At 49.4% G+C, this 14,902-nt stretch carries 13 protein-coding genes and 1 pseudogene; 2 read left to right on the top strand and 12 right to left on the bottom strand.

All coding sequences use genetic code 11. The features are described from left to right. Positions 1-61 precede the first annotated feature (61 nt). From OKC30_RS15265 to OKC30_RS15225, 9 genes and pseudogenes are all read right to left on the bottom strand, one after another. The gene (locus OKC30_RS15265; protein WP_270809666.1) at positions 62-196 is read right to left on the bottom strand and encodes a hypothetical protein; all 135 of its coding nucleotides are present in this window, start codon (positions 194-196) and stop codon (positions 62-64) included. A gap of 2 nt (positions 197-198) precedes the next feature. After that, the gene (gene pglX / locus OKC30_RS15260; RefSeq protein ID WP_270661192.1) at positions 199-3,750 is read right to left on the bottom strand and encodes a BREX-1 system adenine-specific DNA-methyltransferase PglX; all 3,552 of its coding nucleotides are present in this window, start codon (positions 3,748-3,750) and stop codon (positions 199-201) included. A 4-nt stretch (positions 3,751-3,754) separates the two neighbouring features. Then, positions 3,755-4,297 (bottom strand): hypothetical protein, encoded by a 543-nt coding sequence (locus OKC30_RS15255; protein WP_102989253.1) that lies wholly within the window; start codon positions 4,295-4,297, stop codon positions 3,755-3,757. Then, positions 4,294-5,355 (bottom strand): AAA family ATPase, encoded by a 1,062-nt coding sequence (locus tag OKC30_RS15250; RefSeq protein ID WP_270661189.1) that lies wholly within the window; start codon positions 5,353-5,355, stop codon positions 4,294-4,296. The genes OKC30_RS15255 and OKC30_RS15250 overlap by 4 nt, the downstream gene beginning before the upstream one ends. Next, positions 5,352-8,900: a BREX system P-loop protein BrxC gene (brxC, locus tag OKC30_RS15245; protein WP_270661186.1), complete on the bottom strand. Its 3,549-nt coding sequence runs from the start codon at positions 8,898-8,900 to the stop codon at positions 5,352-5,354. Before brxC ends, OKC30_RS15250 begins: the two co-directional genes overlap by 4 nt. A gap of 29 nt (positions 8,901-8,929) precedes the next feature. After that, complete coding sequence (locus tag OKC30_RS15240; RefSeq protein ID WP_102989257.1) at positions 8,930-9,523, bottom strand: DUF1788 domain-containing protein; 594 nt, start codon at positions 9,521-9,523, stop codon at positions 8,930-8,932. Beyond that, positions 9,520-10,134, bottom strand: coding sequence for a DUF1819 family protein (locus OKC30_RS15235; RefSeq protein ID WP_270661182.1), 615 nt, complete (start codon positions 10,132-10,134; stop codon positions 9,520-9,522). The genes OKC30_RS15240 and OKC30_RS15235 overlap by 4 nt, the downstream gene beginning before the upstream one ends. Positions 10,135-10,140: 6 nt before the next feature. Further along, a complete protein-coding gene (locus OKC30_RS15230) occupies positions 10,141-10,344 on the bottom strand; it encodes a helix-turn-helix domain-containing protein (protein WP_270661180.1) in 204 nt (67 codons plus the stop codon). Positions 10,345-10,598: 254 nt separating this feature from the next. Next, positions 10,599-10,793: pseudogene (locus tag OKC30_RS15225) on the bottom strand (IS3 family transposase); the annotation flags it as partial. Between the two features lie 46 nt (positions 10,794-10,839). On the opposite strand from OKC30_RS15225, the gene OKC30_RS15220 reads away from it, so the two are divergent. Continuing rightward, on the top strand, positions 10,840-11,364 hold the full coding sequence (locus OKC30_RS15220; RefSeq protein ID WP_227656854.1) for a DinB/UmuC family translesion DNA polymerase: 525 nt from the start codon (positions 10,840-10,842) through the stop codon (positions 11,362-11,364). A 32-nt stretch (positions 11,365-11,396) separates the two neighbouring features. Here the strand turns inward: OKC30_RS15220 and OKC30_RS15215 are convergent, their stop codons facing one another. The 3 genes from OKC30_RS15215 to OKC30_RS15205 all read right to left on the bottom strand — a co-directional run bounded on the left by OKC30_RS15215 (position 11,397) and on the right by OKC30_RS15205 (position 13,822). Continuing rightward, positions 11,397-12,425, bottom strand: coding sequence for a Fic family protein (locus tag OKC30_RS15215; protein WP_102989263.1), 1,029 nt, complete (start codon positions 12,423-12,425; stop codon positions 11,397-11,399). Positions 12,426-12,548: 123 nt separating this feature from the next. Next, positions 12,549-13,217 (bottom strand): inovirus Gp2 family protein, encoded by a 669-nt coding sequence (locus tag OKC30_RS15210; protein WP_102989264.1) that lies wholly within the window; start codon positions 13,215-13,217, stop codon positions 12,549-12,551. A 428-nt stretch (positions 13,218-13,645) separates the two neighbouring features. Further along, positions 13,646-13,822: a helix-turn-helix transcriptional regulator gene (locus tag OKC30_RS15205; protein ID WP_102989266.1), complete on the bottom strand. Its 177-nt coding sequence runs from the start codon at positions 13,820-13,822 to the stop codon at positions 13,646-13,648. Between the two features lie 481 nt (positions 13,823-14,303). Here OKC30_RS15205 and OKC30_RS15200 point away from each other — a divergent pair, with 481 nt between their 5' ends. Then, positions 14,304-14,843 (top strand): hypothetical protein, encoded by a 540-nt coding sequence (locus tag OKC30_RS15200; protein ID WP_270809665.1) that lies wholly within the window; start codon positions 14,304-14,306, stop codon positions 14,841-14,843. The last annotated feature ends 59 nt before the right edge of the window (positions 14,844-14,902 follow it).

The raw sequence follows: 14,902 nt of genomic DNA, 5'->3' as shown, positions 1-14,902 counted from the left end.
TTAAAATCGTACTTGGCGCCGCTCAACTGATCGATACTTGATCAACTAGCGCAAAGAATGATCATGCGTCGGCCCTGCAGATCTGGTGACTGCTCCAGACAAACTTGCGCTGAATGGCGGGCAACAGATAGTCCCCACCATTAATGGCCGCAATCGCCTCCTGGATAGTAATCGCCTTTTCGTATTCGCCAGCCATGCTCAGTCCTCTTTCGCATCCAGGCCGACTATCTTCTTCAAGGCCGCGCCGAGTTTGGGGTAGTTGACCTTGACGCCGTCGTCGAGGTTGATCTCCACCTGCGCGGTGGCCAGCGGGTACAGCACCTCGCGCTCGTAGTCCTCCATCTCGGCGATCATCTTGGTGATCTTCTCGATCTCCTTCAGGGCCTTGGTCTTCTCGCCCTGGCTGCTGCTGGCGCTGATGCTGACCGCCTCCAGATGATTCTTGTGCGAGGTGAGTTTGGTGCGGAACTCACGCAGATAGTCGTTGAGCACCACGCTGACGGTATCTGGGCGGTAACGGTGCAGGTAGATCAGTGCGTTGAAGCTCCCCTTGGGGCTACTGAACAGCCAGTAGATAGGGCGCTTCTTGTAGCGCTTTACATGGTCGGTGTAGAACTCGCCGAGGAAGTAGTCGCGAATGCCGTAGTTACGCTTGCCCTTGATATTCAGCCCCTGCTCGACGAACCGAAGGTTGTCCTCGTAGTGCTCCTCGCCAAAAGCCACGCGCAGGAATTTGCGGAAGCGCTCGGCTATGTCGTCGGTGAACCAGTCGCCATCGAGCATGGGGATGACGTTGTCGCCATCGGCCGGGAAGCTCGGCTCAGGAACCCGCTTCAGGTAGTCCTCGATGGTCTCACCCTGGTTGGCTAGGATCAGCCCCGGCTTGTCCAGCGCATAGCGGCCAAACATGCAACCCACGGCGTAAGAAACCAGCTCGCGTAGAGTATCAGCCAGCAACAACGCCTCCAGCTCGTCCTCGCTCTTGTCGCCACCGTAGCGGTAGTGCGGGTTGCAGGTCAGGGTGATTTCGTTGAGCGGCACTTCGGGTGTCAACTCATCCTGCAGTCCATAAGCCTCAATAAAAATACGGTTGTTTTCTTCTTCCAACCGCTTCATCTCCAACGTCATCTCCCGCCAGTGAGAGCGGAGCGTCTGGTAGGTGGCATTTAGGGTTGGCTGGCGGAAACCGAAATCTAACAACGGTAGCCCAATGAAGTCCCAAGAAATTTCATAAGCGTCCCAATCTGCTTTTGAGACATTAACAATTGAATGCAAGTGATCCGTTGACAGCTCAGCAAACGGTAGTCGAGCAATATTTCCTTGCTCATAATTCATTGTTTCTGAGAATGCTGATAGAAAAAATGTCGCAATCTTAGAGTTAAGAAGTCCCAAAATAGGAAGGGGTGTAGCATTTTCTTTAAGAGTGAAAGCCTTCATGCCAGCATCACTAAAAATAGATCCTTGCGGTGAAAATCTGGCACTAAAAGAACCACTTGTAATCTTTCCCCACGTGATGCCGGGTTGGAAATATCTACTGGGGTTTTTTGCTACAAAGTCAGGGTTTCCTTTTAAGTATGGATATTTACGAATTATGTTGTCCCGTATTTCCTTTCCATCATACTGCCAGTTAACAACTGCAAAATTGTTCCCAAACCATCGCCGATAATCCCCGCCTTTATCCATTGGAAACCATTTCTTCCCTGATGCAGCCGCTGCCTTACAATCAGATATTTCAAAGCCACACTGTTCAAAGCTAACCTCATGCCAGTCACGGACAAATCTACCATTGTCCGTGGTAGACAAACCTTGGCACGCCACGGCCTTATCTGAAAAACTTGGAAACTTATCGAAACAACTTTTTGCCGCATCACTAAGCCAATAGGATATGGGCATTGATGGAAGCTTCTTAAAGTCTTCTGAAGATACTTTCGAAAGACGTTCGTTATTTACCGGGAAAGAATACGGAACGCCCGCCTCATCCGTTTCGAAATATCGAACGCATGAAAAATGTCCTTTAAACTGTGAGTCAGGCGAATTCTTAATAACAAATGCAGCAGTTCCGAAATTTATCCCCATGCTCGTACCACCTTTTCCAAGGTAAGGCATATGTACAAATGACAAAAAAGTCGTGTCATTAAGGAGGTTTTCCCGAAGAGATCTATATGTATCCAAAAACATCCAGCTTTCCATTGTTACCATCGACGAGAACCCATTTCGATGAATCATTGAAAATGCTCTGGAAATGAACAAAGCGAAGGTATCAGATCGACCTTTCCCCCAACAATCAGGGAATTGCATTTTACTCCAAGCTTTTAACCGTTCATTCATTCCACCACTGCCCATATACGGAGGGTTGGCAATCACCACATGGTATTTGGGGCTTAAGAACTCGGCCTGATGCAGGGCTTGCAACACCTTGTCATGGGTGGCTCTTAGGAACAACTGGCCCGAAACATCCTTGGCCTGCAGTGCTTGCATCATGCCCGCCACATCGGCGAGTTCTGGCCGGATCAAGGAGCCAAAGTTGTCGGCTTCTTCGAACTGACGCAACGTGGTTTGCAGCGGAGCGGTAAACAGATCGCGCCCGACAAAGTCCATATACTCTTCGATTTCCCCTTCCTCGAAGTGGACATTCACCAGCACGCAGATATTGGGCTTGACGGTTTTGTTAAAGAAGCGCCGCTGCTTGGCGCGCGCCTTCATGGTCAGGGCAAAGGCGGCCAACTCCCCGGCGCGTTCGTCGATTTCGATGCCGTACAGGTTATGGGTGAGGATCATCGAAGGGATGTCGGCTGGCTCATATCCTTCCTCCTCATAGATGGCGTAGAGCAGGTCAAAGGCATAGGTGAGCATGTGGCCGGAGCCGCAGGCTGGGTCGCAGATCTTGATCTCCTCCGGCTTGCTGATGCGCAGAAAGTCGGTCTCCGCCTGTTCTGGCTTGATGTAGTAGTCCATCTTCTCAACCAGCTTCGAGCCGGGACGGTTGAGCAGCCACAGGCGGCCGAGAGAGTTCTCCACCAGATAGCGGACAATCCAGTGCGGGGTGAACAGCTGGGTGGCGGCGGGAATGTTCTCGGGGGTGATCTTCTTGTTCTTCTTCAGGCCGTCGAACACCTCGTCCTTCTTCTCGGAGATGTAGAACTGGTAGAGCCAGCCGATTACCTCGACATCTTCGCAGGCATCCGGCGTCATCGCCTCACGGGTATAGGCGAGGATGGAGTTGCCCGAGAGCAGATCGTCGGGCATCAGCAGTTCGGTGTAGTCGTCGATGCGCTGGAACAGGAACGGCATGGCCTTGTTCCAGTAGTTGCAGGCCGCCACCACAAGTAGGCGGTAGGCCTCCCCCTGCGGGTCGCGGCTAGGCGCACGGCCATCGAGCAGGGCGAAGATCTGCTGGCGTGTCTTTTCCGGAACCATCTCGTCGTCGATATGACCCATCTTAGCCTCGGCCAGGATCTCAGGCTGGAACTGACCGGGGTCGGCTGGAGAGACAATACTGACCCGGTTGTAGCGATTCACATCCATGAAGCGCAGGGCGCAGAAGCGGTTAAACCAGATGTAAGCCACCCGGTCGATAACCTGGTCTTTGCCTTGGTCTTTGATCGCTTCTTCAAGCTTTCTCACTGCAGCCGCATGTTCACGGCGTGCTGCGCTTTCTGCATCCAGCACTAGCGTGAACTTGGCGAAAACCTGTTCCATCAGAGCTCGCCTAGCATGTTGCGCGAATCGTTTTAATTTTTGTGTTTCCATCTCTTTAGGCTCCTCCGGTTGCAGCTGCTAAGCGGGTGACCGGCCATTTGGGGAAATTTTCATTCCATGTCTGGATATTAAAAACTTGGCAATTCTGAACTGGGTGTCTTTGCCAACGAGGCGAACCTTTGCCCACCGGCGATAACTTCTTGGCGATTTCATCTGATAAATTTGGCAATACCTCACCCTCAAGGGTGACCAAGCTGAGGTAATAAACGTCTTTTGAAAGCCTGCCTTCGGCCCAGCGATAGAAAAAACTGTCAATAAATTTTGAAGCAAATGTCGAGCTTAACGTTCCGTTGTTGAGCTCTTCCATGAACTTTTGAAGTCCCTTTTCCTGGGCTTTGGGATTACCCGGGTCTTTCACTTCAACAAACAGAATGGCCCTATCAAGCTCGACGATAAAATCCACACGATGCATTTCGCCAATACCGTGATAGTTGGGCTGATCGGACCTCATTTGATCGAATACGAGTGTGTCAATCGCATCGGTGAAGTCGATTTCGATGTCGCGTTCTCTGAGTTTCGTGTTAATTCTTGCGCTCATTTGCCCAAGCTACCCATTTTTTTAGTTACCTGCGCTTTGGTTATTTCGTTAAATGTGTCGGCAATAGCATTAGGGGTGATTGCACGGTAATCGTCGACGCTATCTACTTGGATATGGCCTTTCTCATCACGAAAGAGCACGTGGAAACGCACGTGGTCTTCTTTACCTTGATCCATCAGCAGATCAAACCACTTGAGCAGCGCATAGTCGTGGGTTGCCAGAATGATTTGTTGGCCATTGCGCGCCAGCTCCAGCAGGATCTCCACTAACAGCCTCATCAGCTTGGGATTCAAGTTAGTTTCAGGTTCATCCCAAAACAAAGGCCCACTGGTGCCGGGTTGAATAGCGCCCGTTTCTAGAAGGCGTGCGAGCATGCCCGCCTTGCGAAATCCTTCTGCCATGGCATTCGAGGAATACTCAGCATGTGTTGTACGGAAGGTAACCTTGCCGCCGCCATAGAAAATAAATTTCCCGCCACATACTTGTTCAATCTGCTCCATCGCCCATTTCGACTTTTCGTGCAGATTTTCGGTGCGGATCTCCGGCAGATCGAGCAATAGGCAAACATCTTGATATGACTGATCAAAGGACAGTCCGTATTTTTCATACAGGCTGTTGAACCCCTTCATGAATGAGAGGACTTCTTTGGTCGGGATGAATACCGCCTCAGCCAGATACTGCTCGTAGTTGGCTCGATCCTGGATAGCCAGTGCCTTGGAGTTGTTGAAGAAGGTTGCGGCGATTTTCTGCCCCCCAGCGAACGTCGCCGCCAAATAGGCCTGATCGGTCGCGCCCTGGCGATGCATCTTGCCAAGTTTTTCGTCCAGAGGCATGTGGAGACGCAGCAGCTTAGCGGTCAGCGCCATTTCGAGCTCATCGTCGCCGATATCAGGTTTGTTCTTAAACAGGGGCGCACCGGTGCAAAGCCCATAGGCCGCTTTAAGCAGATGGCTTTTGCCAGTCCCGTTTTCACCAATAATCACATTGATTTTGGCGGAAAAGTCGATAGACAGGTCGTTGAAGAGGGTGAAGTTCTTCAGCGTCAGGTTGGTAATCATATCTGAACCCTTTTCCCTTTACGGATTTCATCCAACAGTGCCTTGCGCATGGACTCCAGGTAGTGCATTACGTCGGCCTCATCAGCCAACCAGGCTTTGTCGTAACTTGCCCGCACCTGGCGGACATTGACGTATTCGACCTTAGGTTTCGGTGGAGGCGGCGGAGTATCGTCATCTTGGTCGTCTGATGGCACTGCTGGGGTGGGCGCTGGTCGCGGGGTGGCAAGATCGACCATCCGAGAGAGGAGCTTTTGGTAACCCTGCTCTTCAAAGCATCTTAACCGGTCGTTGATAACGGCAATCAAGCGCTGTTGGTTGATATCGGCGATCAAATCCCCATAGGGCTGGTCCAGCTCGGCTTGTCGCGCTTGTGGGAGCTTCTGATATTCCTCCATACTCTGCATACGGGTCTGCATAGTGTGCAGAGTGTCTATGGCATGTGAGCGCGTTTGCTGTACGGCTTGATCTATTTTCGCCGCCAGCGAATCGACTAGTGCCTTGACCTGCTGAATACGGTTGCCTGTAAAGCAACGCTGATCTTTCAGCTTATCGGTTATCTCCGCTACCTCATCTCCTGGCACGTAGGTAAAGTTAGCTTCTTGGGCCTGCACAAACTGACGCGCGTGGTCAAAGATCGCTTTCTGTGGGCCGCTCATGAATTTGCGGATGGGGTCGATGGTGTCGTCCTTCATATCCAGCAACCCATCTTCCTGCCGGCCAAGTTCAGTCAGGTACCAAGTGTAGGGTTTCCCCACCTGCTCTTTGAGCTTCTCTATCACTGGCATCAACGCATTGAGAAAAGGATATTGGGCGAGCTGTGCAATCAACGGGTTAAGCTGATGGATCAAGTCCTGAAAAGCTGTGCCCACCTCTTTGCCGAGGGCCTTGGCTTCGCTGGCTGCTGGCGGAGCATCAAAGAACTCTTCATAGAACGCTTTCAGGGCTCGTACCTGAGACTGGGTAAATTCGACTTGGGGTTCCAGCACCACATTGCTATGACCATGAGTATTACGTAGCGCCCGTTCCAGCGCATCCTCTTCCAGCAAGTTGCCGTCGGTACGGACTTCAACCTTACCGCGAGCGCAGAGGTTGGCCAGGGTACAAAGCACGGCCGCGTAGTACCAGCCATAGGGTTTGCGCTCGAATTTTTCCAGCAGGCTCTTCAGTGTGGTACGCACCCCTCCTCGATTGTTGCTCTGAATAAACGCCAACAGCTCCTGTTCGGACTCGGCCAGAGAGGTAGCGTCGTTACCGAACAACCCTTCCTGTGAGGCTTTAAGACATTGAGCAATATCGTTCTCGGTATAGGTGATGCCGCGCAGCATGCGAAGGTTCGGATAGGCACGGGAGATGAGTTCGTGGAATCCACGCAGCACCCGGGTTTGCGCATCTTCTGAACCAATTTCGATGTCAGCACCCGCCACAAACAACTTTGCCTTTCCCATCAGGATTTGAACGCGCTGCTGCAATTCGGCATACCGTTCCCGGTTCTGGAAGCCCTTGTCGGTCAGGATGCGCTTCACCGCCTCATGTTGGGTGATCGACATATTCTGTCGAATGTATTTCTCCGTCCGCTTGTACATGAGGAGATCACGCATCAACCGCTCATCTGTCGGTAGAACCATGAACAACTCGTCAGATTTATAGGTTGAGCTTGTGCGCAGCATTTGCTCGTTTTCTGCATGCTCATGGAATGAGCTGATGACATGGATAGCTAGCTCGTATTCTCGCCCATGTAGTCGATCATCGAGCTTCCTGGAAAACGGGTAGTCCTGCCCCCCTGTTTTATTGTCAGAAGCGTCGTAACGGATCTTTCGATGTTTGATGACGTAGTCGAACACGATCTTCTCAAGTTCGGCGGCAACGTCTGACGATTCTACCTCGGTGTTCTTGATCTCCTGCTCGACGTCTTTTTCCTCGTCGGTCAGGTATTCGTAAAGCTCGCCATTGCGCTGCACATAGGTCTGCTGCTCGAGAAGACTGAGAGCTTCTTCAATCCGTTTGCGAAGAGCGGGCAGGTCCTGATTAAAGCTGTCCAGCATCAGGACGCAGAGGTTACGGACGGTTGGTTTGAACTCCTTAACGTACTTAACCAAGAACAACGTCTTGAGCAGTTTGACGGCAAAAAGATTGTCGAGATGGCTCTCCGCCTGAATAACCGCTTTCTGGATCTGTGATTTCAGCGCGGTACGAATACCTTCGAACATCAGATCGAAGGTCGCTAATTGGCCAATTTCGTGGTCACCAATCTGGATCGCGACCTGTTGGAATACGCCCAACATCGAGCGCTCGCCCACTGAGCTGTGCTTACCTTCAAAGGCGTTATGCTGCGAAAGATTTTGAATGGCCGACTGGAAAAGTGCGAACTGGTACGGAATGAATGGATAGCTGTGGATGAAGTGATCCCGATTCTGATAGTTCCGGTAAGTTTGCGAGCCGTCGGCAAAGTCGAACAGGGTCTTAAAATTGTTGGACTGTGCGTGATAAATGTCCGAGAGCAGGCCAATGCCTTCTTCGGTTTTCATAAGCAGACGCTTCTGGATAACCTCTGCCACGTCGGCGCTGGTCAGTTTCATGCGGTTGGCAAACCGCGCCTGGATCTTCGAGAAGTCGTTGCCTTGCTGCTTGCCCATCTCGCCGACAACCGCGCCCATGTCCTCCTGGGCGGTCACGATGACCCATGCACGGCCCCGGCACTTGGTGGCCATGCTCTCGGCGATAGTCTGGAGGTTGGTCATCAGCTTAACATTGTCAGCAATGTACTGGCCGACCTCATCAACAAAGAAGTTCAGACGGAAATCAGGCAATTGCCGCTCGATATACGCATTCACCTGTTCGGCAAAATCTTCGATTGAGACACGGTATTGGCTACGGTATTTATCGAGTATCCCCATGGCGGATACCTCGTCACCACCATTTACCTGGGCATACGCTTTAGCAATATTTTTTGCCTCGAGTAACGCCTGTTCACGTCCCCGTTGCCACGTTCTGCCCGCAATGGATTCATAGGCCGATTTGAACTGGTCATAGAGACCACGGCTGTCGAGGTCACGCTCAAATTGGGCAATGTGTCCGTGTTTGCCGTAATAACCGCACATCTCGTCAAAGACCTTGACGAAGACCGCGAGGAGCGCATCGATCTGGGTCTTGCTGATGACATCCGCTTTCTGGTCGATGTTGAACAGAATGCTTTTCGATGGAATGGCAACAGCTCGCTTAAGATCACCGCGAAGGATTTCGTTGTCGCCACACTTGGGCAGAAACAGATCAAGAGCCGAGGCACCGTCGATCTGACGGTTTTCGAGCAAGAGCGCCAGCATCTTCAACAGGTGGGACTTACCTGACCCGAAGAAACCGGACACCCAAACGCCATTGGCACCTTGATAGTTGTTGTAGGCATCGAGAAAGGACTCAAGCCGCTTCTCGACTTCGTTGGTCAGAACGTATTCTTCAATCTCGAGGCGAAGGCTGGCTTCATCGTCAGCTTTGATGACTCCTTCAATCGGGCGGTCAACTGGCTTGTTAAAAATTGTCTTAAGAGTCATCACGCTTCCCTCGTATCTCATTATTAAAATCAGGCTTCGCAGTGAAAGATGTTAAATGCCCGGTAGTACTTGTCGTCATGCAGCCTTCCGAAGAGATCGAGCGAAGCGCCAGACTCGAGGGTGTGGGTGTAGGCACCCGGGAAAAACATGACAGTTGGCTTTTCTTTCGCCGTGCTCTGCAAATTGTTCAACACGTTGTGCGAGCGGATGTAAGGGAACACCTCGCCAACGCCGGATAAAAAAAGAACCTCGAAATCGGTGCTTGCCAACTTGGCTGCCATGGCCGGAACGAGATGCGCTTCGGGGTCCAGTACGCCCTGCAACAGTTCTTTGAGCTGCTCTTTAGAGACGGAATCCTCCATCTCGACAATCTGGTCCCAGATGTCGCGTTCTTTGAGGATTTCTATCGAAAGATCATACAAATTGATCTCCATAATCCGAATGCCGACCTGTTCAAGACGATTGATCAGCTGACGTTGGAGCCGCTCCATTTCGACAGACTCTTCCGGCTTGTAGGGACAGATAAAGAACGGGACCTCGTTGCCGAGCCCTTGCTTATTGAGAAAACGTTGGCCCGAGATCACAGCAAAGAGATGCTGAAATCTGGCTATATCCGCTGTCACTGTTTCATCCCCTTCACATCGGATTCAAATACAGGGAAGTGCAAAATATCCCTGTGGCTGCCTCGTTGGATCAGACTCAGCAGTTTTGGACTGAGCATTGCTGTGTGTATCATGCTGTTGGCCGTTAAGAGATCTGCCTCGCGAAGCATCTTGAACAAAACCTGCCGCAATTTGCCTCGTGTCGCCGGGGTGATCTCATCAAGCTCCAAATGCCACTCATATTTCCGGTTGAAAAAGGAATCAAAATCCTCGTGGGTCAGGTCGCTTTTCAGTGTGATGTAGCGCTCTCGAAGCACTTCGACGGCAAAATCAGCAATAAATCTGTACCGACGGCAAACGGCGAGCCACAGGAGATAAGCCTGCTCTTGGTGACTGCCCTCAACAAGGAATTCAAGTTCGTCTGAGCTCAACGTTCTGAGTCGAGAGATGATTTCACGACAGACTCGTTTGAGCGTATTCAGTGTTCGGGTCTGTAGTAGATTTTCTGCGATGACCTTGTCTCGAACAGAGCTCCAATCGCCAAGATCAAGATACAGCGCGGTCAGTTCCACCGATTCACGGTGAAATAGACTGCCCGTTGTAAATGACATGCTGTATCTATCGTTACTCATTCTTGGTTAGGATTCCTTTTTATAATGGTCTGCAGCGCCACCGGCCTTTACCCATTTGTCCACCTCATCCTTCTTGAACTTCCAGAGGCGGCCCATACGATGCGCGGGCATTTCGTGTTTATCAATCCACTTGTACACACTGTCATTGCTGACCCCGAGGTACTTGCAGATCTCACTTATCGATAACCAACGGTCTTCCATCTCAGCCATTTATCAAGCTCCTCATAGGGGCGACTGTGGGGTTCATCCATGTGCTCGTCAGAGGCAAGTAAGTGAAAACAGACGGATCTATCCCGATTAAATCATTTGGTGATGATATAAATCCATCACCTGATGTCAAACGGTCTTTGCCGATTTAAGCCGATTTTTTGCTAATAAGGTCGATATGAGTGCTGAACAGTGCGCAAAAATGGCCAGGTTTCCGAGAGCTGCGTTTTTCAAGATAGTTGTCGCGTAAACCAGTATTAAGCCGCCTGTTTTTGTTCTGGTTCCGCTCGCTCAGGATTCAGCATCACTGCGCCACTCGGTGTCCAACCTCGCGTCTTACCACCCCATCTAGCTGGATGCTTCGCTTTGGCTGCTTGATACACAGTATCTCGTTTCGCCAGCAGCCCTTTATCGTCAACCCGATGTCGTTCGCTCGGCATGACGAAGCGAATTGTCAACGCTGACCGAAAACTGATCCACTCTGGCTAATTTCGCCGATTGAAAAGTGACCGTTCCTTTGGTGAGCGCGTGACTGACCGTGGAGAAATGGCCCAAGCGTTGTCAGGCTTTATGGCTCGCGCAGCCGAGAAGCTGCGGGCCGAGGGGATGTGTTGCCAGCGGGTGCACCTGTTCGTGCGAACCAGCCCCTTTGATGAACGAGCGCCTTACTACAGTGAGCAGGCTGGCGTTCGGCTAGTTTGCCCTAGCGATGACACCCGGTTGTTGCTGCAGCAAGTGAACGTGCTGCTAGCGCAGATTTGGCGCGATGGTTACCGCTATCAGAAAGGCGGGGTCATGCTGAGTGAGTTCACCCCCAAGGGGCAGCAACAGGCTGACCTGTTTGCCCCGTCCTCCGCTCAATCGGACGCGCTGATGACAGTGATGGACCAGATCAAAGCCAAGGGATTGGGGCGCGTAGGCTTTGCCAGCCAAGGCACGGGGTCGCCTGAGTGGATGATGCGACAAGATCACCTGAGCCCCTGTTACACTACACGCTGGGAGGACCTGCCGGTGGCGATGTAGTCCTGAGTCGGTTAGTTGCGGGGCTGGATGGTTTACGCGTCAGGATCCAGTACCTCCCAACGTCCGCTCTTACGCGGTCCAACAAAGCGTAATCGTCCATCTTTGACCAGCACGGCAACAGCTCTCTCCACTGTACTGGTCGACTTGCCAATCCGCTCTGCAACTTGCTTGAGCGTTATGGTCGGCTCAGCCGCCAGTTCCGCCAAGATGGCCTGGGGTGTTTTGACCCGCTTTTCTACCTGCGTTTCAACCTTCATTTCTACCCGCATTTTCTCCTGATGAGGTGATACTGCTGCTGGTTGAATCGCAATCGCCTGGGCCAGCGCATCGCGCAGCGCTTCCAGTAAAAAGAGGATAAACTCGGTACAATCACTGCGACTATCAGCCTGACTTAGTTGCTGATAGTAGTGATCTTGCCGAGCTTTGATCACCGTCTCCACTGGTAAGAAGGCCATTACTGGCTGCCAGCGACTCAATATCACCGTCTGCCATAAACGTCCCATCCGACCATTTCCATCCGCAAAGGGATGAATAAACTCCAACTCATAATGCAAGGCACAGGAAGCGATCAGCGGATGAGCCTCGGTCTCAGCCAGCCAAGTCAATAGCTGTCCCATTAGACGAGGGACCTGGTTCGCAGGGGGAGCCATATGCACTAACTGCTCGCCTCGATAGATACCTACGCCACCGCTACGCCAGTGACCCGCATCATCACAGAGTCCACGCATCAGGAGTCCATGAGCACCAAGTAAGTCTTCCGCTGAAGCCGGATCCCAATCAGGCATTGCTTCATAGGCCGCAAACGCATTACGGACCTCTTGGATTTCCCGTGGAAGCCCAAGCACCGTCTTCCCCTCAATCACTGCCGTCACCTGCTCGACACTCAGGGTATTGTGCTCTATAGCCAAGGAGGCTTGGATAGTGCGGATCCGGTTCTCTCGACGCAGCATCGGCACCTGGGAGCTCTGAGCAAACCGCCACTGCCCCACCAACTCGGCAATCTCCGCCACCCGACTCAACATGGCGTGGGTCAGGGTGAAGGGAGGGGAATAAGCTGCCATGGGTTACTCCAACTGATGCGATAACAAATGAGGGTTAGCTTAACAGATCCGGGAGCAGAAACTCCCGGATCTGATGCCATCTAAAACTGCAGTAAAAGTCTTTTTATCAACACCAATAAGCCTTCAAATGTTACTCCCCCCGAAACAGCGGTATCCTTCTCCGCGTCTCTTTGTCTCGTTTTTAGCCAAATAGGCTGCCCGCACAAACATCTTCTTGAGTGACTCGGTATCATTCCGCTCAATGAGATACTCAGCATTCTTGGGGAAATGCACCAATCCCATTTTTTTACAATCTTGCAGAGAGATATTTTCATCACTCACAGCGCTGTGCCACGCTACTCTTACTTTATTAGCAAGGTTCATTCTTTCAGATTCATAGTTCCCTAATTTGTAGTAAGCATCCCTATTTAAAAAAAACATCATGTGATAGTGAGGACAGGGAGCATCGGCTGTTTGCTCCTTAGCCCAAACGTATCTAATCTCAGTCGAATGAACCCTCTTTCCTTCATAACGTCGTTCTGACTCATCGCACTCAATGAGCCATTTAAGCCTTGAAAAGAACTCCTTAAGTATCCTTGAGCCCGACTCAGGCTTTAATGCTAAATACATTCCAAAAGCAGGGTCCTGTTGAAAACGGAGATCAACTCGAAAGGCAAATACTCTGGAGTAATGCTTAAGAGCGTTCTCCAATACAGAGAGGATTTTCTCTAAATTATCCACATTAAAGCTATAGTTCCGACCTTCGTAGAACTGCTGAGCAAGCAGGACATACTCTTCTATAGAAATAGACATTTGAACTCTCCCAATAGATTGTTGATAGACATTGAAGGTTTAAATCGTGATGGATGTATTTTGCGGATAGTGCCGTAGTATGTTTCAAACACGGTCTATTAACTGGTGTAATCACCAGGATAGTTTGTGTATAGATGCGATTAACACTTTCTTTGAATACGGAATAGAGCAATTAAACTACCATGATAAACGATGGCTATTGCTTAGCATGGTTCAAGCAGGCAGCTTCATAAGCTTTCAATATACCACCAATGAAGATGTCATTGAGTTTAAATATACACATTCATTCAACTTAAAACATATATTACTATTACCTACACAAATGCATTGAATATCAAACCAGCTTGAAAACTCTTATCCCAGATAGGACAAGACTTGTAGCATGAGCAACAAGCTAATTTGTTCAAATTATTATTCAGAAATTAGCCCTAGCGAAGATTTATTTTCTCTTCAATCCATGACTCTATTTCAAAGCTAACCCAAGCAACAGATCTTGGGCCGATCTTGACTGATGCGGGAAATTTCCCGTCATTCATCTGACGGTAAACAGATGCCTTAGAGAGTGATGTCATTGCCATGACATCTTTCAATTTAATTAGTTTCATGATGAGCTCCTTTGTCGTACATAGGAGAATGCCCACATGTAAAAAACATGCCTCATCAGAGCACCAGCAAAAACAACTACAGGACACACCGCACTATAATTCCTGCAACATACATAAAAGCATTACTTGTACAGCATATGACATTTATGGTCATACATAAGAGTAACGCTTTATTATTCAAAATGGATATCTAGATAACAGCTCAACCCCTTCATTACTGTTACAAGACCAAGCGGATGAGTGATGCAATCTTGTTCCAGGTAGACACAATGACTGCAGCACAAAGCCATAAGCACTTTACGTAGTATTGAGCCTTAAACAACATAAATCCAGCATAGATAGAACATCTAACTTAAGTGATCTGATTCAAAAATATGACACAATTAAATTGAAAATCACGCAATAAAAAGTCATAAAATAACGACAAAATGACAACAAAAGTTCATTGAATTACTAAGTAATAACAGGGTGGGATATTAAGATGGCTCAAATAATAAATTCAATTGGCCTTACAAATAGACAAATAAACTATCTGTCAAAAGTGATACCTAATGTAGACTTCAACCATATTTATGATGAAAATACCTTTTTAAATGCAATTCAAAAAAACGCCAGCGCTATATTAAACCGTTCTGCATATAAGATTTTTAGTTTCGAACAAGATATTAACAAGGTTAAATTGATTGATTACATCAATTTTGAATGCATGGAAATAAACAACTTTGACTGGATTGATACAGAAAATGAAAGGCTATGCGATTATATTTGGTCTTATATTAGAGTTTTAAAATCATCAACACCACACAACAATATCTATATAGATAAGGCAGATATTTTTAATACAGGAAAAGGTCAAAATTCAACTGATGGCTATCTTTTTGAGATAATGAAAATTCCACTCCTGCCAAAAGATAGTAAAGCAAAGAAAGCATCTATTATTTGTTTTTTTGATTTGTTGGATCATGAACCAAAAATAAAAAGCGCCATTCTTAATACTTTAAAAGAACCTGATTACCCATGACCCTCAGCCAGCTTCAAGAGCCGATATGGCATCGGAGGGCTTGCCACGACTGCATGCCC

Source organism: Aeromonas sp. QDB18, from assembly GCF_027705325.1.
In the GTDB taxonomy this organism is placed as follows: Bacteria; Pseudomonadota; Gammaproteobacteria; order Enterobacterales; family Aeromonadaceae; genus Aeromonas; species Aeromonas caviae.
Note: the sequence above shows the minus strand (reverse complement) of the source record. Positions and strands in the feature narration are given on the sequence as shown.

What these genes read in the sequence shown, in the direction of transcription:
- OKC30_RS15205 (WP_102989266.1), bottom strand. Translation starts at nt 13,822, where the DNA reads ATGAAACTAATTAAATTGAAAGATGTCATGGCAATGACATCACTCTCT.
- OKC30_RS15235 (WP_270661182.1), bottom strand. Translation starts at nt 10,134, where the DNA reads ATGAGTAACGATAGATACAGCATGTCATTTACAACGGGCAGTCTATTT.
- OKC30_RS15265 (WP_270809666.1), bottom strand. Translation starts at nt 196, where the DNA reads ATGGCTGGCGAATACGAAAAGGCGATTACTATCCAGGAGGCGATTGCG.
- OKC30_RS15210 (WP_102989264.1), bottom strand. Translation starts at nt 13,217, where the DNA reads ATGTCTATTTCTATAGAAGAGTATGTCCTGCTTGCTCAGCAGTTCTAC.
- brxC (WP_270661186.1), bottom strand. Translation starts at nt 8,900, where the DNA reads ATGACTCTTAAGACAATTTTTAACAAGCCAGTTGACCGCCCGATTGAA.
- OKC30_RS15230 (WP_270661180.1), bottom strand. Translation starts at nt 10,344, where the DNA reads ATGGCTGAGATGGAAGACCGTTGGTTATCGATAAGTGAGATCTGCAAG.
- OKC30_RS15250 (WP_270661189.1), bottom strand. Translation starts at nt 5,355, where the DNA reads ATGATTACCAACCTGACGCTGAAGAACTTCACCCTCTTCAACGACCTG.
- OKC30_RS15200 (WP_270809665.1), top strand. Translation starts at nt 14,304, where the DNA reads ATGGCTCAAATAATAAATTCAATTGGCCTTACAAATAGACAAATAAAC.
- OKC30_RS15215 (WP_102989263.1), bottom strand. Translation starts at nt 12,425, where the DNA reads ATGGCAGCTTATTCCCCTCCCTTCACCCTGACCCACGCCATGTTGAGT.
- OKC30_RS15255 (WP_102989253.1), bottom strand. Translation starts at nt 4,297, where the DNA reads ATGAGCGCAAGAATTAACACGAAACTCAGAGAACGCGACATCGAAATC.
- pglX (WP_270661192.1), bottom strand. Translation starts at nt 3,750, where the DNA reads ATGGAAACACAAAAATTAAAACGATTCGCGCAACATGCTAGGCGAGCT.